Source organism: Pseudonocardia ailaonensis, from assembly GCF_039531635.1.
GTDB classification, from domain to species: domain Bacteria; phylum Actinomycetota; class Actinomycetes; order Mycobacteriales; family Pseudonocardiaceae; genus Pseudonocardia; species Pseudonocardia ailaonensis.
This window is the reverse complement of sequence record NZ_BAAAQK010000005.1, coordinates 572,776-596,928: the sequence shown is the minus strand read 5'-3', so window position 1 is coordinate 596,928 and position 24,153 is coordinate 572,776. Positions and strand designations below refer to the sequence as shown.

Here is a 24,153-nt window from a genome sequence, read left to right as displayed (position 1 = left end):
CCCGGAATGCCTACGATGCCCGGATGACCGCCACCGACGCCGGCCGACGGCGGCTCTTCCGGCGGTCGGGCGCGGATCCCACCGAGGTGCTCGCGGCGGGTGCCGCGATCGCCGCGGACCTGCGCGGAGGGCTCGGGGCGGCCGCCGACCTCGGGCCCGATCCGGTCGCGCGCGCGGCCCGGCGGCTGCGCTCGCTGCTGGGCGCCCGGGCCGTCGGGCTCGCCCAGCTGCACGGCGAGCCTGCGTGGGCGGGGCGGCCCGGCAGTGCCGCCGACCTCGTGGAGCAGGTGCGCAAGGACGGGCACCGGGCGACTGCGAAGGAGGCGGTCGCGCTGCCGCTCGTGGTGCGCGGCGAGCCCGCCGGGGTGCTCGTGGTGGTCGGCGAGGTCGGGCGCGGAGCCGCGCGCCGGGCGGCGGACTGGGTCGTGGAAGCGTTGGAGCGCAGCAGGTTGGAGGCCTCGGCGGCTGCCGCGGCGGAGGCCGAGCTGAAGGCACTGCGCGCGGAGATCTCGCCGCACTTCGTATACAACGCGCTCACCACGATCGGCTCCTACGTCGACAGCGACCCGGAGCGCACCCGCGACCTGATCCTGGACTTCGCCGAGTACATCCGGCACTCGGTGGCCCGTCGCGGCGAGTACACGACCCTCGCCGGCGAGTTCCGCGCCGTCGAGGCCTATCTCGCGCTCGCGCGGGCCGTGCTGGGCGACCGGCTGCGGGTGCAGGTGCGGATCGCGCCCGAGGTGCTGCCCGTCGCGCTGCCCTTCCTCGCCCTGCAGCCGCTGGTGGAGAACGCGGTTCAGCACGGCGTCGAACGGCGGGGCGAGGGCGGGTCGGTGCAGGTCAGCGGCGAGGCACAGGGGTCGGACTGCGTGATCGCGATCGAGGACGACGGACCGGGCATGGATCCCGAGCACGCCCGCGCGGTGCTCGCCGGGGCCGGCACGGGCGGGCTCGCGCTGGTGAACGTCGACCGTCGGCTGCGCGCGGTCTACGGCCCCCAGTACGGCCTGGTGATCGAGACCGCGCTCGGTTCCGGCACGCGCGTCGTGATGCGGGTTCCGCGGTTCCATCCCGGGGTGGTGGCCTCGTGACCAGGCTGCGAGTGCTGGCGGTGGACGACGTGGCGCCGGCGCTGGCCGAGCTGACCCGGCTGCTGCGGGCGTCGCCGTGCGTGGCCGAGGCGGTGCCCGCGGGGGACGCGCTGACGGCGCTGAAGACGTTGCAGTCCGGCACGTTCGACGCGGTGTTCCTCGACATCTCCATGCCGGGCATGGACGGGCTGGAGCTGGCGAAGCTGCTCGCGCGGATGGCCGACCCGCCGGAGGTCGTGTTCGTGACGGCGTTCGAGGAGCACGCCGTGTCGGCCTACGGCGTGGGAGCGCTCGACTATCTCCTGAAACCCGTTGCGGCGGAACGGCTCAACGCCACGCTGACCCGGGTGCTGCGGGTCGCCGGGCGAGAGCCGGTCGCGCCTCCGCCCGCCGCGGTCGACGAGCTCGCCGCCGTCTCCGTGGAGCTGGGCGGGCGGACGCGGTACGTGCGGCGGGCGGACGTCCGGTACGCGGAGGCGCAGGGCGACTACGTCCGCCTGCACACCCGGGGCGGCTCGCACCTGGTGCGGATGCCGATCTCACGGCTCGAGGAGCACTGGGGCGGGGTGGGCTACGTGCGGGTGCACCGCAGCTTCCTGCTCGCGGTCTCCGCGGTGCAGGAGCTGCGCTCGGACTCCACGGGCGGACTGCTCGCGCACACGGACGCAGGCGACGTCCCGGTGAGCCGGAGGCACGCTCGCGAGCTGCGAGACCGCCTCCTCGAAGCGGCGACGCGGGGCGACTTCGGAGCGGGCCGGTGAGCGCCGTGTGCGGAGGGCGGCGCGGGGTGGGTGGGCGGCCGGGCCCACCGACGCGTGGGGTCCACCACCCAGCGGCGCTTGGGGTCCCCGAGCGGCAGCGCGGGTTCGGCAGGCAGCCGGGCCCACCGCCGCGTGGGGTCCCCGAGCACCACTCAGCGACGCGTGGGGTCCCCGAGCGGCGGTGGGGGGCGTGAGCCGGGCCCGGCGGGTGGCGGTGACCAGCCCCCAGACCCGCGTGGCGCTCGCGCGCCGCGGGGCGGCGGGGGCGGTGCGGTCGCTCACCGCCGAGGAGCTGGCGACCGCAGCGCGGGTGCGGCGGCGGCAGCTGCAGATCGCGGCGGGGACCCTGGTCGGGGCGGCGGTTCTGCTGGTCGGGCTCCCCGCGCTCCTCGACGCGTGGACCGGGCTTCGGGGCGTGCGGCTCGTCGATCTCCCGATCGCCTGGCTCGCGGTCGCGGTGCTGCCCTATCCCGCGCTGGCCCTGCTGGCGTGGCGGCAGCTCCGCCGGGCCGAGGGCGCCGAGCGACCGGGTACCGACGCGGCGGCCGAACCCCTCGCACCGCCCACCTCCGAGTCCACCACCGAACGCACTGCCGAACGCAATGCCGACTCGGCTGCCGACTCCGCTGCCGAGCCTCCCGCCGCCCCCGATCGCTCGGACTCGCCGGCGCCCCGCCCGTGACCCCCTACGCCCTCCTCCCCGTCCTGCTGGTCGTGGGTGCGACCCTGCTGATCGGCGCCCGCGGGGTCGCGGCGCTGCGGTCCACATCGGACTTCCTCGTCGCCTCCCGCCGGGTCTCCCCCACGCTCAACGCGGCCGCGGTGTCCGGCGAGTACCTGTCCGCGGCGTCGTTCCTGGGGATCGCCGGGCTCGTCGTCAAGAACGGGGTGGGGGCGCTCTGGTACCCGGTCGGGTTCACCGCGGGCTACCTGCTGATGCTCGTGCTGGTCGCCGCGCCCATGCGCCGCACCGGCGCCCTCACCGTCCCGGACTTCGCCGAGGCCCGGCTCGGCTCGCCGGGGCTGCGGAAGTTCAGCGCCGTCGTCGTGCTCGTGATCGCCGGGCTGTACCTCGTCCCCCAGTTCACCGCCGCCGGCCAGGTGCTCACGCTGGTCGCGGGCACCCCGCACTGGGTCGGCATCGTGCTCGCGGGGGCGGCCGTCAGCATCACGCTGGCCCTGGGCGGCATGCGCGCGGCGACCTACGTGCAGGCGTTCCAGTTCGTCCTCAAGCTGGTGCTGTTCATCGTCCCGGCGCTCTGGCTGCTGATCGCGGTCGGGCCCGCGACCCGCGCCGAGGCCCTGCACCCCGCCGAGTACTCGACCTTCCCGCGCACCACCGAGGTCACCTTCCGGCTCGACACCCGACTGCAGGTCCGCGAGCCGCTCACCGTGATCGCCGACGGCCGGCCGCTGTGCCTCGGCCCCGGCGAGCACGTCGCGCCCGGCGACGCCACCTGGGTCTTCCCCGAGGGCGCGGCCGTACCGGAGATCGCGGGGGCGGCCCTGCCGGGCAGCGCGACCTGGCAGCACCCCCTGCTCGACGGCGGCAACGGCCATCCCCTGCTCGCCACGTTCTCCCTGCTCGTGGCCACCGCGCTGGGCACGATGGGGCTGCCGCACGTGATCGTCCGGTTCCACACCAGCCCGGACGGGCGGGCGGCCCGCCGGACCGCGGCGATCACCGTGGCGCTGCTCGGCTCGTTCTACGTCTTCACCGTGGTCTACGGCCTCCTCGGCGGGGTGCTGGTACCGGAGCTCTACCTGTCCGGCGCCACGGACACCGCGGTCGTCGCCCTGCCCGGCCGGGTCGACGGCGGCAGCGTCGGGGCCCTCTTCACCGCTCTGCTGACGGCGGGGGCGTTCGCCGCGTTCCTGGCCACGTCGCTCGGGCTGCTGCTGGCCCTGGCCGGTGCGCTCGCCCACGACCTCCTGCCGGGCTCGCTGCGGCGGCTGCGGCTGACCGCGCTGCTGGCGGCCGGGGTGATCGTGCTGCTCGCGCTGCCGGCCGTGCGGATCGACGTCGGAGCCGTGGTGACCTCGGCGTTCGCCGTCGCCGCGTCGACGTTCTGCCCGCTGCTGGTGCTCGGGATCTGGTGGAAGGGGCTCACGCCGCGCGGGGCGTTCGCCGGTATGGCGGTGGGGCTGGTGGCCTCGGCCGGGGTGATGGCGTCGGGGCTGGTGCTGCGGCCGCCGCCGGGCCTGGGGGCCCTGCTGCTGGGGCAGCCGGCGCTGTTCTCGGTGCCGCTGGCCTTCCTGACGATGGTGCTGGTGTCGCTGCGGGACCGGCCGCCGGCGGGCGCGGAGGCGACGATGCTGCGGCTGCACCTGGACGAGACGGCCTGACCGTTCGTCGCAGATCCCGACCGTTCGTCGGCCGTTGGTCGTCCCTGCCCGGAGTGTGTCGTGGGTTACTTCCCCGTCGCTCCCGGTGCCCGTTTCCTGTCGGCACACACGACTGCGAGGAGGCACCGTGAGCGAGCTCGCGAGCGAACCATGGGCACAGCGTGGGGGCGAAGCCCCGACCGAGCGAAGCGAGGTCGCGGGATGAGTACCGAGTCACCGCCGCCCGGCGACGTCACCACGGACCATCCCGACTGGGAAACGGTCCAGCGCAGCCCGGAGTTCCAGGCGTTGCGAACCCGGTTGCGCCGCTTCGTCTTCCCGCTCACCGGCGCGTTCCTGGTGTGGTACCTGCTCTACGTCGTCCTCGCCAGCTACGCGCCCGGCTTCATGGCGATCAAGATCGGCGGGAGCAACATCACCGTCGGCCTGATCTTCGGACTGCTGCAGTTCGTCTCCACGTTCGCGATCACCACCTGGTACGTGAAGTTCGCGGACAGGAAGTTCGACCCGCACGCCGAGGCCATCCGCCGCGAGATCGAGACGGGAGAGATCGAGCGATGATCCTCGCCCAGGCCACGGGGGTGGAGGGCTCGAGCCCCATCCTCAACATCAGCATCTTCGCGATCTTCGTGATCATCACGCTCGCGATCGTGATCCGGGTGAGCCGCAAGGCCAGCAGCGGCGCCAAGGACTTCTACACCGCGGGCGGCGGCTTCTCCGGCCCGCAGAACGGCATCGCGATCTCCGGCGACTACCTGTCGGCGGCGAGCTTCCTCGGCATCGCGGGCGCCATCGCGCTCTACGGCTACGACGGCTTCCTCTACTCGATCGGCTTCCTGGTCGCGTGGCTGGTCGCGCTGCTGCTCGTCGCGGAGCTGTTGCGCAACACGGGCAAGTACACGATGGGCGACGTCCTGGCCTTCCGGATGCGCCAGCGTCCGGTCCGCGCCGCGGCGGCCACCTCGACGCTCGCCGTCAGCTTCTTCTACCTGCTCGCGCAGATGGCCGGCGCCGGCGGGCTGGTGGCGCTGCTGCTGGACATCAAGTCGAAGACCGGGCAGTCGATCGTCATCGCCGTCGTGGGCGCGCTGATGATCGCGTACGTGCTGATCGGCGGCATGCGCGGCACCACCTGGGTGCAGATCATCAAGGCGGTGCTGCTGATCGTCGGCGCCGGCGTGATGACGCTGTGGGTGCTCTCGCTGGTCGGGTTCAACCTGTCCGGCCTGATGGGCGACGCCGTGTCGCACGTCGGGTCCGTCGGGGAGAAGCTGCTCAGCCCCGGCGCGCAGTACGGCAAGAACGGCACCACGCGGCTCGACTTCATCTCCCTCGGCCTCGCGCTGGTGCTCGGGACGGCGGGCCTGCCGCACATCCTGATGCGCTTCTACACGGTGCCGACGGCGAAGGAGGCGCGCCGCTCGGTGGTCTGGGCGATCTGGCTGATCGGCATCTTCTACCTGTTCACGCTGGTCCTGGGCTACGGCGCGGGCGCGCTCGTCGGTCCCGACACGATCAAGAAGGCCCCCGGCGGCGCCAACTCCGCGGCCCCGCTGCTGGCCTACGAGCTGGGTGGCACGGTGCTGCTCGGGCTGATCGCGGCCGTCGCGTTCGCCACGATCCTCGCGGTCGTCGCGGGCCTGACGATCACGGCGTCGGCGTCGTTCGCACACGACATCTACGTCAACGTGATCAAGCGCGGCCAGGTGCAGGACGAGAAGAACACCGAGGTCAAGGTGGCCCGGCGGACCGCCGTGGTGATCGGGATCGTCGCCATCCTCGGCGGCATCCTGGCCAACGGGCAGAACATCGCGTTCCTCGTGGCGCTCGCCTTCGCCGTCGCCGCCTCCGCGAACCTGCCGACGATCCTCTACTCGCTCTTCTGGAAGCGCTTCACCACCCAGGGTGCACTGTGGAGCATCTACGGCGGCCTGGCGATCACGCTGGTGCTCATCGTGTTCTCGCCCGTCGTCTCGGGCAAGCCGGTCGACGCAGCGACGGGCAAGAGCCCGTCGATGCTGCAGGGCGTGGACTTCCACTGGTTCCCGCTCGACAACCCGGGCCTGGTCAGCATCCCGGCCAGCTTCCTCCTCGGCTTCCTCGGCACGGTCCTGAGCAAGGACAAGGCCGACAAGAAGAAGTACGCCGAGATGGAGGTCCGCTCCTTGACCGGCGCCGGAGCGGAGAAGTCGGTGCTCGACCACTAGTGCGTCATGGAGCCACAACTGTCGTTTCCGGGGTCGGATTCGACAGTTGTGGCTCCATAACGCGGTCAGGGGGGCGGGAGGGTGCGGAGGAGGTCGGCCAGTTCGGCCACCGACTGGAGGTCGGCGGGGCGCAGCGTCTCGCCCTCGCGCACGTAGTGGAACGCGGCGCGGACCTTCTCCGGGGGTACGCCGGCCAGGGCGGCCCAGGCCAGGCGGTACACGGCCAGCTGGACGCCGACGGCGTGGCGGCGGGACTCCTCGGGCACCGCGCCCGTCTTCCAGTCGACGACGGTGTAGCCGCCGTCCGGGTCGAGGAACACGGCGTCCATGCGGCCGCGGACCGCGACGCCCGCCAGCACCGTCTCGAACGACACCTCGGCCTCGACCGGCACCCGGTCCGCCCACGCCGAGGCCAGGAACGCCTCCTGCAGCTCGACCAGGGCGGCGTCGGACTGTTCGGTGGCGCCCTCGTCCGCCGCGCCGGGGAGCTCGTCGACGTCGAGCAGGCGCTCTGCGCCGAACCGCTGCTCGAGCCAGGCGTGGAACGCGGTGCCGCGACGGGTGTGGGGGTTGGGCGGCAACGGGAGCGGGCGGCGCAGGCCGGAGGCGAAGGCGTCGGAGTCCGCCGCCAGCTCGACCAGCTGGGACACCGAGACCTGCCCGGGCAGGGCGACACTCGGCCGGGCCATTCCCGCCGCACGCTCGGCGAGCAGGACGTCGACGTCCGCCGCCCAGCCCTCGGGATCGGGTTCCTCGAGAGGTTCGTGCTCGATGTCGAAGCTGAGCTGGTCCGTCTCCTTCTCGCGGCGGCGCTCCGCGCGGCGGTTGCGCTCCAGGGCGCGCACCGCCTCCCGGACCAGGTCGGCGCCCTCGTGCACCACCCCGGAGCGGGCGCCGAGCGCGTCCGGCGGCCACTCGGCGGTGACCTGCTCGGCGAGCACGGGGTTCTCGGCGCCCTCCTCCGGCGGATCCGCCCACACCTCGGGTTCGGCGATCGCGCGTAGCTCGTCGAGGAACACCGACGGCCCCCGCGGCTTCGAACCCGTTGCGCCCCAGTGGTGTCCGGAGCAGAACAGCACGCGCTCGGAGCGGGTGAGCGCGACGTAGAACAGCCGCCGCTCCTCGGTCCGGCGGCGCTCCTCGAGCCCCTCGTCGTGCTCGGCGAGCGCCTCCTCCACCTGCTTGCGGTCCGGCCCGGGCGGGATCACGAGGCCGGGCAGGTCGTCCGCGTCCCCTCGCAGAGGGACGGGCAGCTCGGCGACGCCGGTGAGCCAGCTCCCGGACATCCGCCGGCCGGGGAACACCTGCGCGACCAGGTGCGGGACGGCCACGACCTCCCACTCGAGGCCCTTCGCGGCGTGCACGGTGAGGATCTGCACGCGGTCCGGCGCGACCTCGACCTCGCCGGGGCTGAACCCGTCCTCCGCCTTCTCGGCGGTCTCGAGGTAGTCCAGCAGGGCGGGCAGGCTCGAGACCTGGGCGCCGGCGGCGAAGTCCGCGACGACCTCGGCGAAGGCGTCGAGATGGGCGCGGCCGGCGGGGCCGGGACGGGCGGCGGTCTCGACGTCGAGCAGCAGGACGCGTTCGACGTCCGCCACCAGGTCCGTGAGCGGCGCGGACGCGCGCGACCGCAGCCAGGACAGCTCGCGCGCGAGCCGGCGGATCCGCTCGTAGCCGGCGGCCGAATAACGTTCCGGCACACCGGGATCGTCCAGCGCGTCGACGAGGCCGGCCTGCTCGGCCTGCTCCCCGGGCAGCGCTCCGAGCGCGAGCTCGTCGGCGCGCAGCGGCCCGCGGCGGGAGGGCAGGGGCGGCACCAGCTCGCGGGCCCGCGCCCACAGCGCGGCCAGGTCGCCGACGCCGAGCCGCCATCGCGCGCCCGTCAGCAGACGGACGGCGGCGGGGCCGGCGAGCGGGTCCGCCACGATCCGCAGGGCGCTGACCAGGTCGCGGACCTCTGGGGTGTCGAGCAGCCCGCCCAGCCCGACGACCTCGACGGGCAGTCCGCGCACGCGCAGGGCGGCGGCGAGCGCGTCCATGTCGCCGCGGCGGCGGACCAGCACCGCGGACGTCGGCGGCGGCTCACCCTCGGCGACCCGCGCGTGCCAGATCGCCGCCATCCCGTCGGCGACCCAGGTGACCTCGTGGAGGACGTCGGGGTGCAGCGCCACCCGGACGTCGCCGGTCGCCGCGGTCGGCCCCGGGCGGAGCTCCCCGACCGTCACCGAGTCGGGCGCGGTACGCAGCGGCTCGGACACCGCGTTGGCCAGGTCGAGGACCTCGGCGGGATTGCGGAAGCTCGTGAGCAGGCCGTACTCGAGCGCGGGATCGCCGGTGGGGCGGGGGAAATCCGTGCGGAAACGGGTGAGGTTGCCGGCGCTGGCGCCGCGCCAGCCGTAGATCGACTGGCACGGGTCGCCGACCGCGGTGACGCTCAGCGGATCGCCGTGGAGCGGCTCGCCCGGGATCCGGCCGAACAGCGAACGCAGCAGCACCCGCTGGGCGTGCCCGGTGTCCTGGTACTCGTCGAGCAGCACCGCGCGGTACTGCGCGCGCTCGATCCGCCCGACCTCGGGCCGCGCCTCGGCGACCCGCGCCGCGATGGCCAGCTGGTCGGAGAAGTCCATGGCCCGCTCGGCCGCCTTGCGCCGCGCGTACTCCTCCACCAGCGGCAGCAGCTCGGTCCGCAGCCGCTGCGCGGCCATCTTCGCGCGGTAGGCCTGCGAGGGATCGGCCCGCTGCCGCTTCGCCGGTGGCGCGTTCTCCATGATCGCGAGCAGCTCGGAGGTGAAGCGGCGCAACCGCTCCGGCTCGACGAGGTGCTCCCCCAGCTCGCCGGCCAGCGCGAGCAGGTACCCGGTCACGGTGGCCGGGACCCGGTCGACCTCCAGGTCCGCGGCCCAGGAGGAGACCACCCGGTGCGCGAGCTGCCAGGCCGCCGTCTGCCCCAGGAGCCGGGACGCGGGCTCGGCCGGCAACCGCAGGGCGTGCTCGGACACCAGCCGGCCCGCGTAGGCGTGATAGGTCGCCACCGTCGGCTCGCCCGCCATCAGCGCGGCGCGGCGGCCGCCCGCGGGATCCAGCTCGTCGAGCAGCGGGGAGCCGGCGAGGCGTCGCAGCCGCGAGCGCACCCGGGTGCCGAGCTGCTGCGCCGCCTTGCGGGTGAAGGTGAGACCGAGGACCTGCTCGGGCAGGACCTGGCCGGTCGCGACGAGCCAGACGACGCGGGCCGCCATCGTCTCCGTCTTGCCCGCGCCCGCACCGGCCACGACCAGGGCGGACTCCGGCGGCGCGGCGATCACCGCGGCCTGTTCCGGGGTGGGCGGCGGGAGGCCCAGGGCGCGCGCCAGCACCGCGGGGGCGAGCAGGGTCGTCGTGGTCATCCCGCTCTGTCTACCCCGCCGCTGCGGCCCCGGGATACGTCGACACCCGCATGTAGTCGACCTGCAGCGTCGTCTCCGCCGGGGTGCTGTCGCCCGGCGCCGGGAGCCAGCCCGCGGACGGGCCCTGGTCGAGCTGGATCGTGGCGTGCATCGGCACCGTCGGGATCAGGTCCTTGTCGGTGGTCTCGAAGACCTTCTTGCCGTCGATGTAGCTGGTCATGCGGTCCGGCAGCCACTCGAACGCGAACGTGTGCCACTGCGAGAAGTCCCCGGGGGTCGCCGTGCCGAACGTCTTGTTGGCCGCACCGCCGTAATGGATGATCGTGTGCGCCTCCGTCCGGTCGGCGGTGGGCACCTCCATGATGTCCAGCTCGCCGTCGTCCGGCCACTTGTCCGAGTCCGGCCAGAGCAGGATCGCCGAGCCGAAACCGGAGCCCTTGTCCGTCCGGGCCCGGAACTCCCAGCGCCCGTAGAGCTGGCCCTTCGTCATGCCGAGCCCGCCGGACGTGCCGCCGTCATCCGGGCGGGCGGTGATCGTGAGCAGCCCGCCCGCCTGGGTCACCGCGTCCGGCGTGCGCCTGCCGTTGCCGAACGCGCCGACCGAGTCGTAGACGTTCCACCGGCTGCGGTCGACCGCGGCGCCGGAGAACTCCTCCGCGGCGGCGGGCGTCCAGGCCACCGCGGGTCCCGCCTGGTGGGCGGCCTGGTGGGCCGCCTGCGGCGTCGCTCGGGTGGCGGTGGCGGCCGGCTTCCTCGACGTGGTCGGGGTGGGCGGGGCGGTGCTGGTCGGCGTGGGAGTCGGGGCCGCGGTCGTCGTCGGCAGGGCGAGAACCGCACCCTGCGAGTCCGGCGTCGTCGCCAGCTCCGGCCCGGTGGCCGATCCGCACGCGCTCAGCAGCACGGCGAGCACACCGGCCGCGGCGACGCCCGTGGCACGGGCACGGAAGCGGGACAACGCGGATCCTCCTCGGGTGCACCTGCGGCACGAGACGACGGTCGGGGCAACGCGCCGCGGACGCGGGGAGCGACGGCACAGGGAAAACGCCTGGAACCTACCCCCTCACGCCGGTGACCAGGTAAAGGCGCGGCCGAGTGGACAGCCGCGCGCGCCGCGCGGTCGCCGGAAGGGCCGAACGACCCACTGGGCCGTCCGGCTCAGTCCTCGACCACCGACCGACCGGACTCGACGGCGGGGCAACTCGTCCGGACGGGGCACCGCTCGCAGTCCGCACTGACCCGTGCGGCGTAGGCCGGACCGGCGGTCTCGCCCGCCGCCGTCCGGACCACGTTCTTCCACTCCTCGGCCTCCGCCGGATCCAGCGGGGGCTGCGAGGGTTCCTTCGGCGACCCCTTCGCCGAACGGTCCGCCACGAACACCAGCCGCGCGCCGCCGGGCTGCGCACCCGCCCCGACCAGGTCCGCGAAGGCTCCGAGGGACGCGGCGAGCTGGTACACCGCGAGCTGGGCGTGCCCAGCGGCGGCCGCGGCGCTCACCGCCGTGCGCCCGGTCTTGACGTCGACGACCACGGGCCGGCCCTCGTCGTCGACCTCCAGGCGGTCCACCCGGCCACGCAGCCGTACGGTCGGGCGCGGCTCGCCGACCTCGACGGCATCCGGGTCGTCCCCCTCGATGTCGAGCTGGACGGGATGCTCGACGGCGACGAGCGTGAGCCCCTGCGCGCGGCTCTCGCGGAGCCACTGGTCGAAGCCGGCGAGCATGCCGCGGACCCGTTCGAGCTCGCGGCGGCCGTACCAGGGGGCTCCTGCGTCGAGGCGGGCCCAGGCGGTGCGCAGCGCGGCGTCGAGCTCCGAGGGATCCGCCCCCGCGGCACCGGCCTGGACCAGGGCGTGGACCAGGGACCCGGTGACCGCCGAGAGCGCCCCGGCCTCGGCGCCGCCATGACGCTCGAGGACCCAGCGCAGGGGGCAGGCGACGATCCGTTCCACATCGGACGGCGAGACCGGGACGATCTCGCCAGGTGCCCGCAGCGGCTCGTCCGAGGAGGGCTCGGCGAGGCCGTGCCAGTCGTCCGGATGGGCGCCCGGGACGCCCTCGGCGGCGAGCCGGGCGAGCTGCAGGGCGGCCCGGCGGCGGCGCGCCGCACGCTCCGCGCTGCCCCGGTCCGGCTCGGTGACGGCGCGGCGCAGCTCCCCCACGAGCTCGGCGAGGACGAGCGCGCGACCCGGGCGGAAGGTCGGGCGGCCCTCGGTGGCGTCGGCGGGGAGGGGATCGAGCTCGTCGAGGAAGCGGGAGGGCTGCTCGTCCTCGGCGTGCACGGCGCTGACCAGCAACGCCCGCCGCGCCCGAGTGCACGCGACGTAGAACAGGCGGCGCTCCTCGGCCAGCAGCGGCGCGGTGCGGGAGACCCCGGCGTCCGGCTCGGCGATGCCGGCGACGACGTCGACCAGCTTCTCGTTGCCGAGCAGGCTGCCGCGCAGGCGGAGGTCCGGCCAGCTGCCCTCCTGCACGCCGGGGACGGCCACGACCTCCCACTCCCGGCCGCGGGCGGCGTGCGCGGTGAGCAGCGCGACCGACTCCTCGCCGGGGGCGGTGGGGGGCCGGTCGTCGCCGGGGAGGTGCTGGTCGCCGAGGTAGTCCGCGAAGCCGGCGACGTCCGCGCCGGGCAGCCGGTCCGTGTAGCGGGCGGCCGCGTCGAACAGGGCGAGGACGGCGTCGAGGTCGCGGTCCGCGGCGGCGCCGACCGGTCCTCCGCGGGCGCTCGCGGCGGCCCAGCGACGGGAGAGGCCGCTGCGCAGCCAGACCCGCCACAGCACCTCCTCCACGCTCTGTCCCTCGGCCGCGGCCTTCGCCGCCACGCCGAGCAGCGCGGAGACGTCCCGCAGCGGGGCGGTGTCGCCGGGAGGCAGCGCGGACAGCGGATCGGGCCGCCCCGCCGCCGCGGCCCGCAGGGCCTCGACCAGCAGGGGATCGCTGCCCGCCCGCTCGGCATCCTCGGCCGAGAGGTCCGGTGGCTCGCCCGCAGTTCGGGTGGTGCCCCCGGGCGCCTGGTCGGTGTGCCTCGGGCTCTCGTGGTCGAGGGGTCGGGGGGGCTCGGCTGAGCCGGACTCAGCGTCGCTGCGGGTCGGGCGCTCGGCGGCCGAGCCACGGGCGGGCCCTGCGGTGCCCGGCTCGGGATCGGCGTGGACCGGGCCTCCGCCGTCCCGGGGCGCGGGGGCGGGCCCCGGCGGGTCGAGGGGCGAGGGCGCCGCGCCGGGGCCAGAACCCTGGTCGGGGTGCGGCTCGTTCGTCGCCGGCCGTGCCCCGCCGTCGTCCGCGGGTCGGCGCGGATCGGAAGCCGGGACGCGGACAGCCGCGTGCTCATCGATCGTCCGTACGTCCGGTGCGGAGTCGCCTACGCCCGGCGGCTCCGCCCCGAGATCGCGGCGGCGGTCCGGCTGTCCGGCCGCATGGAGGCGGAGCAGGCCCCGGCGCAGGCGCCGCATCCGCATCGGGTCTCCCGCGCCCAGGGCCGAGGTGAGCAGAGCGGTGGCCGCATCGGCGTCGATCGACCCGGGGCGGGTCGCGGCCCGCAGGACCAACAGCAACGGGAGCACCGCGGGCTGGCGGGCCAGCGGGAGCTCCTCGGGCGGCGCCGCGATCGGGACGCCCGCCGCGACCAGGGCGCGGCGCAGGGCGGGCAGGGTGCGGCGCGCCGATCGCGAGAGCACCGCCATCTCCGACCAGGGGATGCCGTCCACCAGGTGGGCACGGCGCAACCGGTCGGCGATCCAGGCGGCTTCCGCGGCGGCCGAGGCGAACGTCCGGACCAGGACCTCCCCGCCGTCCGGCACCTCGCCGACCGGGACGGCCGGTGTGGGTGGGGCGATGCGCAGCCGTCCCTCCCCCGCGCCCGCGAGCCGGCTCGCGAGCCGCGCGCCCGCCGCCCGGACCGCGTCCCGCTGGCGGTGGTCGACCGTCAGCACCACGGTCGGGGCCTCGATGGCCCGCAGGCCGTCCGGATCGGCGCCGCGGAAGCTGAGGACGGCCTGGTCGGGATCGCCCGCGAGCAACGCGCTCGACGCGGTGCGGGCGAGCACCCGGACCAGCTCGAGCTGCTGGGGATCGAGGTCCTGCGCATCGTCGACGTAGAGGTACCGGACGCGCTGCCGCTCGTCCGCCAGCAGCTCGGGATCGAAGGCCAGCGCGTCGAGGGCCGCGGCGACCAGCTCCGCGGAGTCGACCGCCGGGGCGGTGGCCTGCGGCGCCGCCCGGCCCGCCGCGCCCCGGAGCAGGATGACCTGCTCATACGTGCGGAAGAACCGGCCCGCCGCCTGCCACTCGCCGACGCCGTGGCGCTCGCCGAGCTCCTGCAGGTCGTCCGGCCCCAGGCCGCGCTCCTCCGCACGCAGCAGCAGCTCGCGCAGCTCCCCCGCGAACGCCGGCACCGCCAGCGCGGGGCGCAGCCGATCGGGCCAGCCGGAGCCGGGGACGCTGCCGTTCCAGTTCGCGAGCTCGCCGGCCAGCAGATCGCGGACCACGGCGTCCTGCTCCGCCCCCGCGAGCAGCCGGGGCGGTGGATCACCGGCGCGGGCCGCGGCCAGCCGCATGATCCCGAACGCGTACGAGTGCACGGTGCGGACGAGCATCTCCCGCGAGGTGCGCGCGGCGAGGCCCGGCGCGCTGGGATCGTCCGGGTGGATCAGGCGGACGAGCCGTTCCCGCAGGTCCGCGGCGGCGCGGCGGCTCCCGACGAGCAGCAGGATCCGTCCCGGGTCGATGCCCGCGCGGACCCGGCGCGCGATGCTCCCCAGCAGGACCGTGGTCTTCCCCGTGCCGGGCCCGCCGATGACCCGGAGCTTCCCGGACGAGTGTTCGACGGCTCGCCGCGCGGCGACGTCCCACTCGGGTTCGACGACCTCGGGGGCGGGAACGCGGACGAGGAGCGGGCCCTCGGCCGTCTGTGCGCGACCGCCGCCGACGGGCATGCCGTCGGCCGCGGCGCGGCGGGCGGGATCGGCGGGAGGGGGCATGCCGGAGATTCGACCACGCCCCACCGACAGTTCTCGCGGCGACCGCACCCGGCCGCCCGATCCTCGACCCGCCGGACCGCGACGCCCGAGCAGACGGTCGGGCCGAGCCGCCGGTGCCGGTCGGCGGTGCCAGGTCGGCAGTGCCAGGTCGGCAGTGCCAGGTCGGCAGTGCCAGGTCGGCAGTGCCAGACCACCGGGGCCGGACCACCGGGGCCGCCTCCCGGTGCTGGGCTGCCGGGTGCCGGGCCACCGGGTGCCGGGCCGGCAGTGCCGGGTCGCGGTGTCGGGCCGCCGGTGCCGGGCTGCCGGGTGCCGGCTCCCGGTGCTGGGCCGCCGGTGCTGGACCACCGGTGTCGGACCGCGGCGACGTCGTGGATGTGTGTTTCGGTCTACCGGCTCCGCTCGATGGCGGGCTCCGCCCGACGGGCCGACTCGCGGGCGTGGGGGTGGACAACTCGGGCTTCGCAGGTGGTCGGGGGCGGTCTGCTCGGGGCGGGACTGGCACGATCGGGGGCATGGTGTCACCGCTCCACGTCCATCACGCCGGTAGTCCCGACGGGGCGCCGGTGCTCGCGCTGCACGGGGTCACCGGGCACGGGCTGCGGTTCCGGCCGCTCACCGAGGCGCTGCCGCACCGGCGGTGGCTCGGGGTGGACCTGCGGGGGCACGGGCGCTCGCCGTGGGTGCCGCCGTGGAACCTGGAGCAGCATGTCGCCGATGCCCTCGGGGTGCTCGACGATCTCGGGCTCGACCGGGTCGACGTGGTCGGACACTCCTTCGGCGGGGCGATCGCCGTGCACCTGGCGCGCGCGGCGCCGGAGCGGGTGCGGCGGCTGGTGCTGCTGGACCCGGCGCTCGGGCTCGACGCGCAGGACATGCTGGAGACCGCCGAGGAGACCCGGGAGGACGAGTCGTTCCCGGACCGGGAGAGCGCCCGGGTGGCGAAGGCCGAGGGCTGGGCCGCGGTGCCCGCCGAGCTGGTCGAGGCCGAGGTCGAGGCGCACCTCGAACAGCGCGACGGGGCGTGGCGCTGGCGGTACTCGCGGGCGTCGATCGTGGCGGCGTGGGGCGAGATGGCGCGGCCCGCCGCCGTCCCGCCCGCCGGGCTGCGGACGGTGATCGTGCCCGCGACCAAGGCGGACTTCGTGACCGAGGCGTGGCTCGCCGACTGCCGCGCGGTGCTGGGCGACGAGCTCACCGTGGTGCCGATCGACGCGGGCCACATGCTCTACCTGGAGCAGCCCGCCGAGGCCGCCGCGATCGTCGAGCGGTTCCTGGACGCCTGATGGACCCCGTCTGATGGGCCCCGCCTGATGGATGAGGAGAGCCACGAACGGATCCGCGCGGTCGTCGCGTCGATCCCGCCCGGCCACACCAGCACCTACGGCCAGGTCGCCGCCGACGCCGGGCTCCCGGGGCGCGCCCGCCTCGTCGGCAAGATCCTCTCCGAGGACGGCCACGACCTCCCCTGGCACCGGGTCCTACGGGCCAACGGCACCGCCGCCCCGCACATCGCGCAGGAGCAGGCCGCGCGCCTGCGGGAGGAGGGCGTCTTCCTCGTCGACGGCCGGCTCCCCCGAGGCCAACGCCCCTGACCCGATGATCGCCGAGAGTGCGGATTCTCGGCCGCCCATGGCCGAACATCGGCACTCTCGGCGATCATGCGGCCGCGATCATGGTCGGGCAACGGCGGGCGGGTCAGGCCGCGGCGGGGACCGCGCGCACGGCTGCGCGGTAGCGCTGCAGCACCGCGGCGACGACATGGGGGTGGGCGCCGAGGGGGGCGCCCACGACGTCTGCTCCGGACTCGGTGATCCGGGTGTGGAAGACGCCGGGGGCGAGGAGCCAGGGCACCACCGAGATCCGGCGGGCGCCCTCGTGGCGGAGGGCGTCGACGAGGGTGTCGATGCGGGGGCCTGCGGTCGCGGCGAAGCCGACGCGGACCGGGCGGCCGAGGGCCTGGCCGAGCATCCGGCCGGCGGCGCGTACCTCCGCGAGGGCGGCCGGGTCCGAGGAGCCCGCGGCCGCGAGGACGACCATGTCGCCGATCCGGTGCCCGGCGTCGGCGAGGCGGGCGAGTGCGGCTCGGACCAGCAGGGGGTCCGGGCCCAGCGCGGACGTCACCACGAAGCCCGCGCGGTCCCGCCTCGACGAGGCCGGAAGGTCGCGCACGAGCGCCGGCGGAGCGGAGCGCTCCTGCCGCGCCGGCGACGCCGGGACGTCGCGCACGACCGCCGGCAGGCCGGTGCGCTCCTGCAGCGCCGGCGACGCGGGAAGGTCGCGCGCGCCTGCCGGGCCGGCGGCTCCGACCAGGGCAGGGCGGCCCGCCGGGCTCCCGATCGCCGCGGCGAGCTGGGCGGGGAGGTCGGTGCGGACGTGGTAGCCCGAGGCGAGGAAGGCCGGGAGCACCACCGCGGCGTCCAGACCCGCGACCGCGTCGGCGACCGAGGGGCGGCGGACGTCGACGTACCCGACCCGGACCTCGACGCCCGGGAGTGCGGCGCCCGCCTGCTCGGCGATCGTGCGGATCACGGCGTCCGCCGCGTCGGAGCGGCTGCCGTGCGCGATCAGGACCAGCGGGACCGTCATCGCTCGGCTCCGCGCGGACCGGTCGAGCCCAGCGGGCCCGGGGCTGGCAGGTTCGGGGCGACCGGGCCGTACGCACCCGGGGCGGCCGGGCGGTACACACCCGGAGGGGGCAACGCCGGGACAGCCGGGATCGGGGCGCGACGAGTGCGGACGACCCTCACCGCTCCTCCCCCGACACGCAGTGCCCGCCCAGCGGCTGGGGGCCCGGGGTGGGGTCCAGGGCGAGGCGGTAGCCCCGCTTCACGACGGTCTGGATGATCTTCGGGGCGCCCAGGGCCGCGCGGAGGCGGGTCATCGCCGTCTCCACCGCGTGTTCGTCGTCCCCGCCGCCCGGCAGGGCGCGCAGGAGCTCGGCGCGGGAGACGACCCGGCCGGCCCGCCGCGCCAGGACCCGCAGCATCGCCATGCCGGCGGGCGGGATCGCGTGGAGCTCGCCGTCGACCAGGACCGCGTGTCCGCGCAGCTCCAGCCAGTGCCCCGCGACCGGGAGCCGGCGGGCGCGAGTGGGCGCCTCCGCCTCCAGGGTGCGGACCATCGCGCCGAGCCGGGAACGGGCGGGTTGCAGGGTCTCGATGTCGACCGACTCGAGCGGCGCCGCCGTCACCGGGCCCACGCAGACCGCCAGGACCGGACCGCGCAGGGCCGCGATCAGCTCCTCCCGGAGCCCCCGGGCGGCTGCCCGGGCGAGCAGGCTCGCGGCGGCCGGGGCGCTGGTGAAGGTGAGGATGTCGATGCCGCCGACCAGCACGGCGTCCGTCAGGCGGTCCATCGGTCCGAGGTCGGCGGGCGGCACCCACCGGTAGACCGGCACCTGGACGACCTCGGCGCCGGCCATCTCCAGCGCGTCGACCACGTCCGGCAGGGGTTCGCCGTGCAGCTGCACCGCGATCCGCCGGCCGTCGACGCCCTGGTCGAGCAGGTGGTCGAGCACCTCGGCCGAGGACTCCGAGGGCGGCGACCAGACCTCCGTCAGCCCGGACGCGCGGATCTGACCCCGGGCCTTCGGGCCCCGGGCCAGCAGCTCGCCCTTGCCCAGGGCCGCGAGCAGCGCCTCGCCCAGCCCCCACCCGTCGGCCGCCTCGACCCAGCCGCGGAAGCCGATTCCGGTGGTGGCGACGGTGATGTCCGGCGGGCGCGCGATGACGTCCCGGGTGCGGGCCTCGAGCTCCGCGTCGTCCGCCAGGGGGATGATGCGCAGCGCGGGGCCGTGCTGCACGCAGGCACCGCGCCGTTCCAACATGGTGCCGAGCTCCTCGGCCCGGCGGGCCGCCGTGACGCCGACGGTGAAGCCGGCCAGCGGGGGAACCGGCGCCTCTGTGGTGGTGGGGGCGCTCATCAGGGCATTCTCCGCCATGTCGGGGGACATCCGGACGGCGAGAACCGTCACGTTAACCCGATCTGTACACGTCCGTCGCAGATCCGGACCGCGTAGACCGGGACCGAGGCGCCCTCGACGTCGAGGCACCGGCCGTCGGCCAGGCCGAACGCCTCCTTGTAGACGGGCGACGCGACGACCGGCACGCCGCCGCGATCCCCGACGATCCCGCGGGACAGCACGGCCGCCCCGGAGCGCGGGTCGACGTTGCCGATCGCGTACAGCGTGTCGTCGAAGGTCCGGAAGATGGCCACCTGGACCTCGCCGAACAGCGCGGCCACCCCGCGTTCGGGCTGGATCCGGTCCAGCGCGCAGACGTCCGTCCAGCGCAGCGTGCGCACCAACTCGGCGGTCACGACGCCACCACCCCGTGCCGGGTCACCGTCGGGAGCCCGATCAGCACCGGGTCCCCGGCCCGCGGCATCGGCACCGGCTGCCCCCGTTCGGTGACGAAGGCGACCGTCGGATCGGGTGCCTCCGGCGCGTTGACGAAGGACACGAACCGCTCCAGCTTCCGCGGGTCCTCGAGCACGCCGCGCCACTCGTCCGCATAGGTGCCGACGTGGCGGGCCATGGCCTCGTCGAGGTCGGCGCAGATCCCGAGGGAGTCGTCGACCACGACGGCGCGCAGGTGGTCGAGCCCGCCCTCGAGCGACTCCAGCCACGGCGCGGTGCGCTGCAGCCGGTCCGCGGTGCGGATGTAGAACATGAGGTAGCGGTCGATCGTGCGGATCAGGGTCTCCTGGTCGACGTCCTGCACGAGCAGCTGCGCGTGCTTCGGCGTCGCGCCGCCGTTGCCGCCGACGTAGAGGTTCCAGCCGTTCTCGGTGGCGATGATGCCGAAGTCCTTGGAGCGGGCCTCGGCGCACTCGCGCGCGCATCCCGAGACACCGGACTTGAGCTTGTGCGGGCTGCGCAGCCCGCGGTAGCGCAGCTCCAGCAGCACGGCCATGCCGACGGAGTCCTGCACGCCGTAGCGGCACCACGTCGACCCGACGCACGACTTCACCGTGCGCAGCGACTTCCCGTAGGCGTGCCCGGACTCGAACCCGGCGTCGACCAGGCGCCGCCAGATCGCCGGCAGCTGCTCGACGCGGGCGCCGAACAGGTCGATCCGCTGGCCGCCGGTGATCTTCGTGTAGAGCCCGAAGTCCCGGGCGACCTCGCCGATCACGATCAGCCCCTCCGGCGTGATCTCGCCGCCGGGGATCCGCGGCACGACCGAGTAGGTGCCGTTGCGCTGCATGTTCGCGAGGAAGTGGTCGTTGGTGTCCTGCAGGGTGGCCTGCTCGCCCTCGTGGACGTGCCCGTTCCCGAGCGACGCCAGGATCGAGGCGATCGCGGGCTTGCAGAGGTCGCAGCCGCGGCCCGTCCCGTGCGAGGAGACGACCTCGGTGAAGGTCCGCATCCCGGTCGCGGCGATGATCTCGAACAGCTCGGCGCGCGAGTACGCGAAGTGCTCGCAGATCGCCTTCGAGACCTCGACACCCTCGTCGACCAGCAGCTTCTTCAGCAGCGGGACGCAGGAGCCGCAGCTCGTCCCGGCCCTGGTGCAGGCCTTGAGATCGGCGACCGTGCAGGCGCCGTCGTGGATCGCGCCCTTGAGCGCGCCCTGGGTCACGGCGTTGCAGGAGCAGATCTGGGCGGTGTCCGGGAGCTCCAGCTCGACGCCGCCGGGCGCGATCATCGCCACCGGATCGGCCGGCAGCGGGGACCCGACGAGCGGGCGCAGCGTGGCGTAGCGCGACGCGTCGCCGACCAGCACGCCGCCGAGCAGGGTGCGCGCGTCGTCGGAGACCACCAGCTTGGAGTAGGTGCCCGCGACCGGGTCGTTGACCACGACCTCGAGCGCGCCCTCGGTGACCGCGTGCGCGTCCCCGAAGCTGGCGACGTCCACTCCCAGCAGCTTGAGCTGCGTGGACATGTCCAGCTCCTCGGGCGTCATCCGGCCCTGGCCGCCGAGCAGCCGGTCCGCGACGACCTCGGCCATCGCGTACCCGGGAGCGACCAGCCCGTAGGTCCGGCCCTCCAGCGCGGCGACCTCGCCGATGGCCCAGACGTGCTCGTCGGAGGTCCGGCAGGTCGCGTCGACCCACACGCCGCCGCGTTCGCCGAGCTTCAGCCCCGACTCCCGGGCCAGCGTGTCGGCCGGGCGGATGCCGGCGGAGAAGACGACCAGGTCGGCGTCGAGCTCCACGTCGTCGGACAGGGTCGCGACCAGGCGGTCCCGCTCCTCCCGGATCGCCGACACCGCGACGCCGGTCCGCACGGCGATGTCCTGGCCCGTGACCAGGGACTTCAGCAGGGCGCCACCGCCCTCGTCGATCTGGACGGGCATCAGCCGCGGCGCGATCTCCACGACCTGCGGCGACAGCCCGAGCAGCCGCATCGCCCGCGCGGCCTCCAGCCCGAGCAGACCACCGCCGACCACGACCGCGGACCGGCGCCCCGGACCCGGCTTCGCGATGGCGGCCGCGGCGGCCCCGGTGATCGCGTCGAGATCGTCGAGGGTGCGGTAGACGAAGCAGTTCGGCAGGTCCCGGCCGGGGACCGGCGGCACGAAGGGCACCGAGCCCGTCGCGAGCACCAGGGCGTCGTAGGTGAGCTCGGCACCCGACGCGGTGACCACCCGCCGGGCGTCCCGGTCGACGCGCGCGACCGGGTCGCCGAGGCGCAGGTCCACGCCCGTCAGCACGGTCAGATCCGCGAGCCGCAGCTCCTCCTCGCTCTTCCCGTCCACGTAGGACGAAAGCGCGACGCGGTCGTACGCCTGCCGGGTCTCCTCGCCGAGGACGGTGATCCGCCACGCGCCCTCGGTGTCGCGGTCCCGCAACGCGGAGACCAGCCGGTGACCCACCATCCCGTTGCCGACGACGACCAGGTGCCTGCCGCTCATGTCCCGCTCCTCAGATCCGCACGCCGGCGGCGCGGCGCTGGTAGACGGCGAACGTGATGGCCGCGCAGAGCAGGTAGAAGGCGAGGAAGGCCCAGAAGGCCGGGGTCCCGGTCTTGGTGGCGGCGAACGACGAGCGGAACGCCAGGTTGATCAACAGGCCGCCCAGCGCGCCGACCGCGGAGATCAGGCCGATCGCGCCGCCCGAGATCCGGCGGGCGTGCTGCAGCGCGGCGGACTCGTCGGCACCGGCGGCGACCCGTTCGAGGGCCTGCCGGCGGAAGATCGCCGGGATCATCTTGTACGTCGAGCCGTTGCCGATCCCGGAGAACACGAACAGCAGGATGAAGCCGGTCGTGAAGAGCCCCAACGAGTTCAGCGCGGTGGCGCCGATGCAGATCAGGGCCGAGACGGCCATCAGCAGGAAGTTGACCGAGCTGACCCGGGCGCCGCCGAGCCGGTCGGCCAGCATCCCGCCGAGCGGACGGATGAACGACCCGATCAGCGGGCCGATGAAGGTGACCGCGGTGGCCTGCAGCGGCGTGCGGCCGAACTGCGTCTGCAGCACGAGGCCGAAGGCGAAGGCGTAGCCGATGAACGAGCCGAAGGTGCCGATGTAGAGCACCGACATGATGCCGGTGTGGCGCTCCTTGAGGGCGAGGAAGAACGCGCCCTTGTCGCCTGTGACGGACGAGATGTTGTCCATCCAGATCGCCGCGACGACGGCGGAGATCACGATCAGCGGGATGTAGACGGCGAGGAGCAGCTTGGGGTGGCCCGCGCCGGCCGTGGCGATGATCAGGAGCGCGATCAGCTGGATGAGCGCGACGCCGAGGTTCCCGCCGCCGGCGTTGAGGCCCAGCGCGGCACCCTTGCGACCCTCGGGGAAGAAGGCGTTGATGTTCGTCATCGACGAGGCGAAGTTGCCGCCACCGAAGCCGGCGAGCGCCGCCAGGACCACGAACGTCGCGTACGACGTGCCGGGCTGGACCAGGAAGGCCGCCGCGACCGTCGGGATCAGGAGCAGCAGCGCGCTGACGATCGTCCAGTTGCGGCCGCCGAAGCGGGCCACGGCGAAGGTGTAGGGCACCCGCAGGATCGCGCCGACGAGGGTGGCGGTGGCGCCGAGGAAGAACTTCCCGGCCGCGTCGACGCCGTACTCCGGGCCCATGAACAGCACGAACACGGCCCAGAGGGTCCAGACCGAGAATCCGATGTGCTCGACGAAGATCGACGCCCACAGGTTGCGGTTCGCGATCGCCCTGCCGGTGCGCGCCCAGAAGCCCGGGTCCTCCGGCTCCCAGTGGCCGATCCACCTGCCGCCCACGACACCTCGGGACACGGTCTGCGTGTCGTGGACGGTGTCGGTCTCGGGGGGTCCTTCAGCGGTGGCAGTCACGCCGCTCCTCTGGGTCGCATCGATCGGGATGCGCAGGACCGTAGGAGCAGCGGATTACCCGGGAGTGGCCCCGTGTGACGCGGGCGCAAAGGCCCGCTCACGCGCGGTGGGCGGCGGTGTGAGGTCACATCGCCCAGGTCAGCACTGTGAGGGGGCACGCGGCGGGAACTGTGAGAGGTGCCTCAGCGCTCCCGGGCGGAGCGGGCTCGGCTGCGGTGAGCGGGCTCGGCGCTGTCGGCCGAGCGCGGCCGGCCGCGGTCGACCGGGCCGGCTCCGCGGCGCCGACGGGACGGGCTCAGAGGCGCGCGGCGACCAGTCCGGCGACACGCTCGAGGCCCGCGATGCTGCGCGTCGACGCGTCCGGGTGCTGGGCGTGCAGGGCGAGCCGGTAGAGCGCGGCGCGCAGCAGGGCCTGCGGCCACTCGTCGAGGTGGGCCCAGCGGTCGATCAGCCCCTCGTCCGCCCCGCCCCAGGCGATGGCGTCGACCGCGACGACCGCGGCCGCCCACTCCGCCGGCCGCCAGAACGGCACCAGATCGAGGACGACCGGCACGCCGTCCCCGTCGAACAGCACGGCACCGAACAGCTCACCGTGGACCACCTGGGGCGCGGACTTCATGGGACGGCGGTGGGCCGCGAGCTCGGTGAACAGGCGGCCGCCGGTGGCCTCGTCGAGGGCGAAGCGGCGCTCGCCGAACGCGGCGGCGGCGGAACGGGCCAGCAGGTCGTCCCGGTTGTCGAGCAGGCGGGGGCGCTGGACGTTCGCGGTGGCGGCGTGCAGCCGCAGGCTGGCGGAGACGACGTCGTCGTGGCGGGGCTCGGAGGCACCGGCGAGGAAGCGGGAGGCGGCCCAGCCGGCCACGACCCAGCGGCCGTCCGACGCGCGGACGGGGCGGGCGAGGCGCACGGCCTCGACGTCCAACCCCTCGAGGACCCCGGCCGACCAGGCGGCCACTGCGTTGTCCGCGACGGGGCGCAGCAGCACCTCCGCGCAGTGCCACGCCCGCTGCCCCGCCCACACCACGGGCCGGGGCTCGGCGTCCTTCACCCCGAACGCGACCCGGACGTGTTCGGGGAGCGTCCCGGCCTGCGGGACCACTGGTGCTGCCGTCACGAGGCCACGGTACCTGCGGCC

General features: G+C 75.0%; 17 protein-coding genes. 8 read left to right on the top strand and 9 right to left on the bottom strand.

The genetic code is table 11. The annotated features are described in order from the left end of the window. Nucleotides 1-23: 23 nt before the first annotated feature. From ABD324_RS11565 to ABD324_RS11540, 6 genes are all read left to right on the top strand, one after another. The gene (locus ABD324_RS11565; RefSeq protein ID WP_344415410.1) at nt 24-1,094 is read left to right on the top strand and encodes a sensor histidine kinase; all 1,071 of its coding nucleotides are present in this window, start codon (nt 24-26) and stop codon (nt 1,092-1,094) included. Next, entirely contained in the window at nt 1,091-1,855 is a 765-nt protein-coding gene (locus tag ABD324_RS11560) for a LytR/AlgR family response regulator transcription factor (protein WP_344415407.1), read from the top strand. The genes ABD324_RS11565 and ABD324_RS11560 overlap by 4 nt, the downstream gene beginning before the upstream one ends. A gap of 190 nt (nt 1,856-2,045) precedes the next feature. Next, the gene (locus ABD324_RS11555) at nt 2,046-2,537 is read left to right on the top strand and encodes a hypothetical protein (protein ID WP_344415405.1); all 492 of its coding nucleotides are present in this window, start codon (nt 2,046-2,048) and stop codon (nt 2,535-2,537) included. Further along, nucleotides 2,534-4,201 (top strand): sodium/solute symporter, encoded by a 1,668-nt coding sequence (locus ABD324_RS11550; protein WP_344415403.1) that lies wholly within the window; start codon nt 2,534-2,536, stop codon nt 4,199-4,201. The genes ABD324_RS11555 and ABD324_RS11550 overlap by 4 nt, the downstream gene beginning before the upstream one ends. Nucleotides 4,202-4,402: 201 nt before the next feature. After that, a complete protein-coding gene (locus ABD324_RS11545) occupies nt 4,403-4,762 on the top strand; it encodes a DUF485 domain-containing protein (RefSeq protein WP_344415401.1) in 360 nt (119 codons plus the stop codon). Then, nucleotides 4,759-6,408 carry a solute symporter family protein gene (locus tag ABD324_RS11540; RefSeq protein ID WP_425565809.1) on the top strand — a complete coding sequence of 550 codons (1,650 nt, stop codon included), beginning with the start codon at nt 4,759-4,761 and terminating at the stop codon, nt 6,406-6,408. Before ABD324_RS11545 ends, ABD324_RS11540 begins: the two co-directional genes overlap by 4 nt. 65 nt (nt 6,409-6,473) lie before the next feature. Here the strand turns inward: ABD324_RS11540 and ABD324_RS11535 are convergent, their stop codons facing one another. From ABD324_RS11535 to ABD324_RS11525, 3 genes are all read right to left on the bottom strand, one after another. Further along, complete coding sequence (locus tag ABD324_RS11535) at nt 6,474-9,791, bottom strand: ATP-dependent helicase (protein ID WP_344415399.1); 3,318 nt, start codon at nt 9,789-9,791, stop codon at nt 6,474-6,476. Between the two features lie 10 nt (nt 9,792-9,801). After that, nucleotides 9,802-10,746, bottom strand: coding sequence for a glycoside hydrolase family 16 protein (locus tag ABD324_RS11530; protein ID WP_344415396.1), 945 nt, complete (start codon nt 10,744-10,746; stop codon nt 9,802-9,804). A 200-nt stretch (nt 10,747-10,946) separates the two neighbouring features. After that, nucleotides 10,947-14,762 (bottom strand): ATP-dependent helicase, encoded by a 3,816-nt coding sequence (locus tag ABD324_RS11525; RefSeq protein WP_344415394.1) that lies wholly within the window; start codon nt 14,760-14,762, stop codon nt 10,947-10,949. 515 nt (nt 14,763-15,277) lie between these two features. On the opposite strand from ABD324_RS11525, the gene ABD324_RS11520 reads away from it, so the two are divergent. Together ABD324_RS11520 and ABD324_RS11515 are read left to right on the top strand one after the other, a co-directional pair. After that, entirely contained in the window at nt 15,278-16,048 is a 771-nt protein-coding gene (locus ABD324_RS11520; protein ID WP_344415392.1) for an alpha/beta fold hydrolase, read from the top strand. Between the two features lie 27 nt (nt 16,049-16,075). After that, on the top strand, nt 16,076-16,357 hold the full coding sequence (locus ABD324_RS11515; protein ID WP_344415390.1) for an MGMT family protein: 282 nt from the start codon (nt 16,076-16,078) through the stop codon (nt 16,355-16,357). Nucleotides 16,358-16,460: 103 nt separating this feature from the next. Here the strand turns inward: ABD324_RS11515 and ABD324_RS11510 are convergent, their stop codons facing one another. The 6 genes from ABD324_RS11510 to ABD324_RS11485 all read right to left on the bottom strand — a co-directional run bounded on the left by ABD324_RS11510 (nt 16,461) and on the right by ABD324_RS11485 (nt 24,132). After that, the gene (locus ABD324_RS11510; RefSeq protein WP_344415388.1) at nt 16,461-17,351 is read right to left on the bottom strand and encodes a sirohydrochlorin chelatase; all 891 of its coding nucleotides are present in this window, start codon (nt 17,349-17,351) and stop codon (nt 16,461-16,463) included. A 157-nt stretch (nt 17,352-17,508) separates the two neighbouring features. Beyond that, nucleotides 17,509-18,687, bottom strand: coding sequence for a uroporphyrinogen-III synthase (locus ABD324_RS11505; RefSeq protein WP_344415386.1), 1,179 nt, complete (start codon nt 18,685-18,687; stop codon nt 17,509-17,511). A gap of 47 nt (nt 18,688-18,734) precedes the next feature. Continuing rightward, nucleotides 18,735-19,082, bottom strand: a complete 348-nt coding sequence (gene nirD / locus ABD324_RS11500) for a nitrite reductase small subunit NirD (RefSeq protein WP_344415384.1) — start codon at nt 19,080-19,082, stop codon at nt 18,735-18,737. Beyond that, nucleotides 19,079-21,622 carry a nitrite reductase large subunit NirB gene (nirB, locus tag ABD324_RS11495; protein ID WP_344415382.1) on the bottom strand — a complete coding sequence of 848 codons (2,544 nt, stop codon included), beginning with the start codon at nt 21,620-21,622 and terminating at the stop codon, nt 19,079-19,081. The genes nirD and nirB overlap by 4 nt, the downstream gene beginning before the upstream one ends. A gap of 10 nt (nt 21,623-21,632) precedes the next feature. Continuing rightward, a complete protein-coding gene (locus ABD324_RS11490) occupies nt 21,633-22,961 on the bottom strand; it encodes a nitrate/nitrite transporter (RefSeq protein WP_344416361.1) in 1,329 nt (442 codons plus the stop codon). Between the two features lie 352 nt (nt 22,962-23,313). Next, nucleotides 23,314-24,132, bottom strand: coding sequence for a TIGR02569 family protein (locus ABD324_RS11485; protein ID WP_344415380.1), 819 nt, complete (start codon nt 24,130-24,132; stop codon nt 23,314-23,316). Nucleotides 24,133-24,153: the final 21 nt, after the last annotated feature.

Excerpts from the sequence above, each read along its gene's own strand:
- ABD324_RS11565 (WP_344415410.1), top strand. The coding sequence starts at position 24 with ATGACCGCCACCGACGCCGGCCGACGGCGGCTCTTCCGGCGGTCGGGC.
- ABD324_RS11545 (WP_344415401.1), top strand. The coding sequence starts at position 4,403 with ATGAGTACCGAGTCACCGCCGCCCGGCGACGTCACCACGGACCATCCC.
- ABD324_RS11540 (WP_425565809.1), top strand. The coding sequence starts at position 4,759 with ATGATCCTCGCCCAGGCCACGGGGGTGGAGGGCTCGAGCCCCATCCTC.
- ABD324_RS11535 (WP_344415399.1), bottom strand. The coding sequence starts at position 9,791 with ATGACCACGACGACCCTGCTCGCCCCCGCGGTGCTGGCGCGCGCCCTG.
- ABD324_RS11525 (WP_344415394.1), bottom strand. The coding sequence starts at position 14,762 with ATGCCCCCTCCCGCCGATCCCGCCCGCCGCGCCGCGGCCGACGGCATG.
- ABD324_RS11520 (WP_344415392.1), top strand. The coding sequence starts at position 15,278 with ATGGTGTCACCGCTCCACGTCCATCACGCCGGTAGTCCCGACGGGGCG.
- ABD324_RS11515 (WP_344415390.1), top strand. The coding sequence starts at position 16,076 with ATGGATGAGGAGAGCCACGAACGGATCCGCGCGGTCGTCGCGTCGATC.
- ABD324_RS11510 (WP_344415388.1), bottom strand. The coding sequence starts at position 17,351 with ATGACGGTCCCGCTGGTCCTGATCGCGCACGGCAGCCGCTCCGACGCG.
- ABD324_RS11505 (WP_344415386.1), bottom strand. The coding sequence starts at position 18,687 with ATGAGCGCCCCCACCACCACAGAGGCGCCGGTTCCCCCGCTGGCCGGC.
- nirB (WP_344415382.1), bottom strand. The coding sequence starts at position 21,622 with ATGAGCGGCAGGCACCTGGTCGTCGTCGGCAACGGGATGGTGGGTCAC.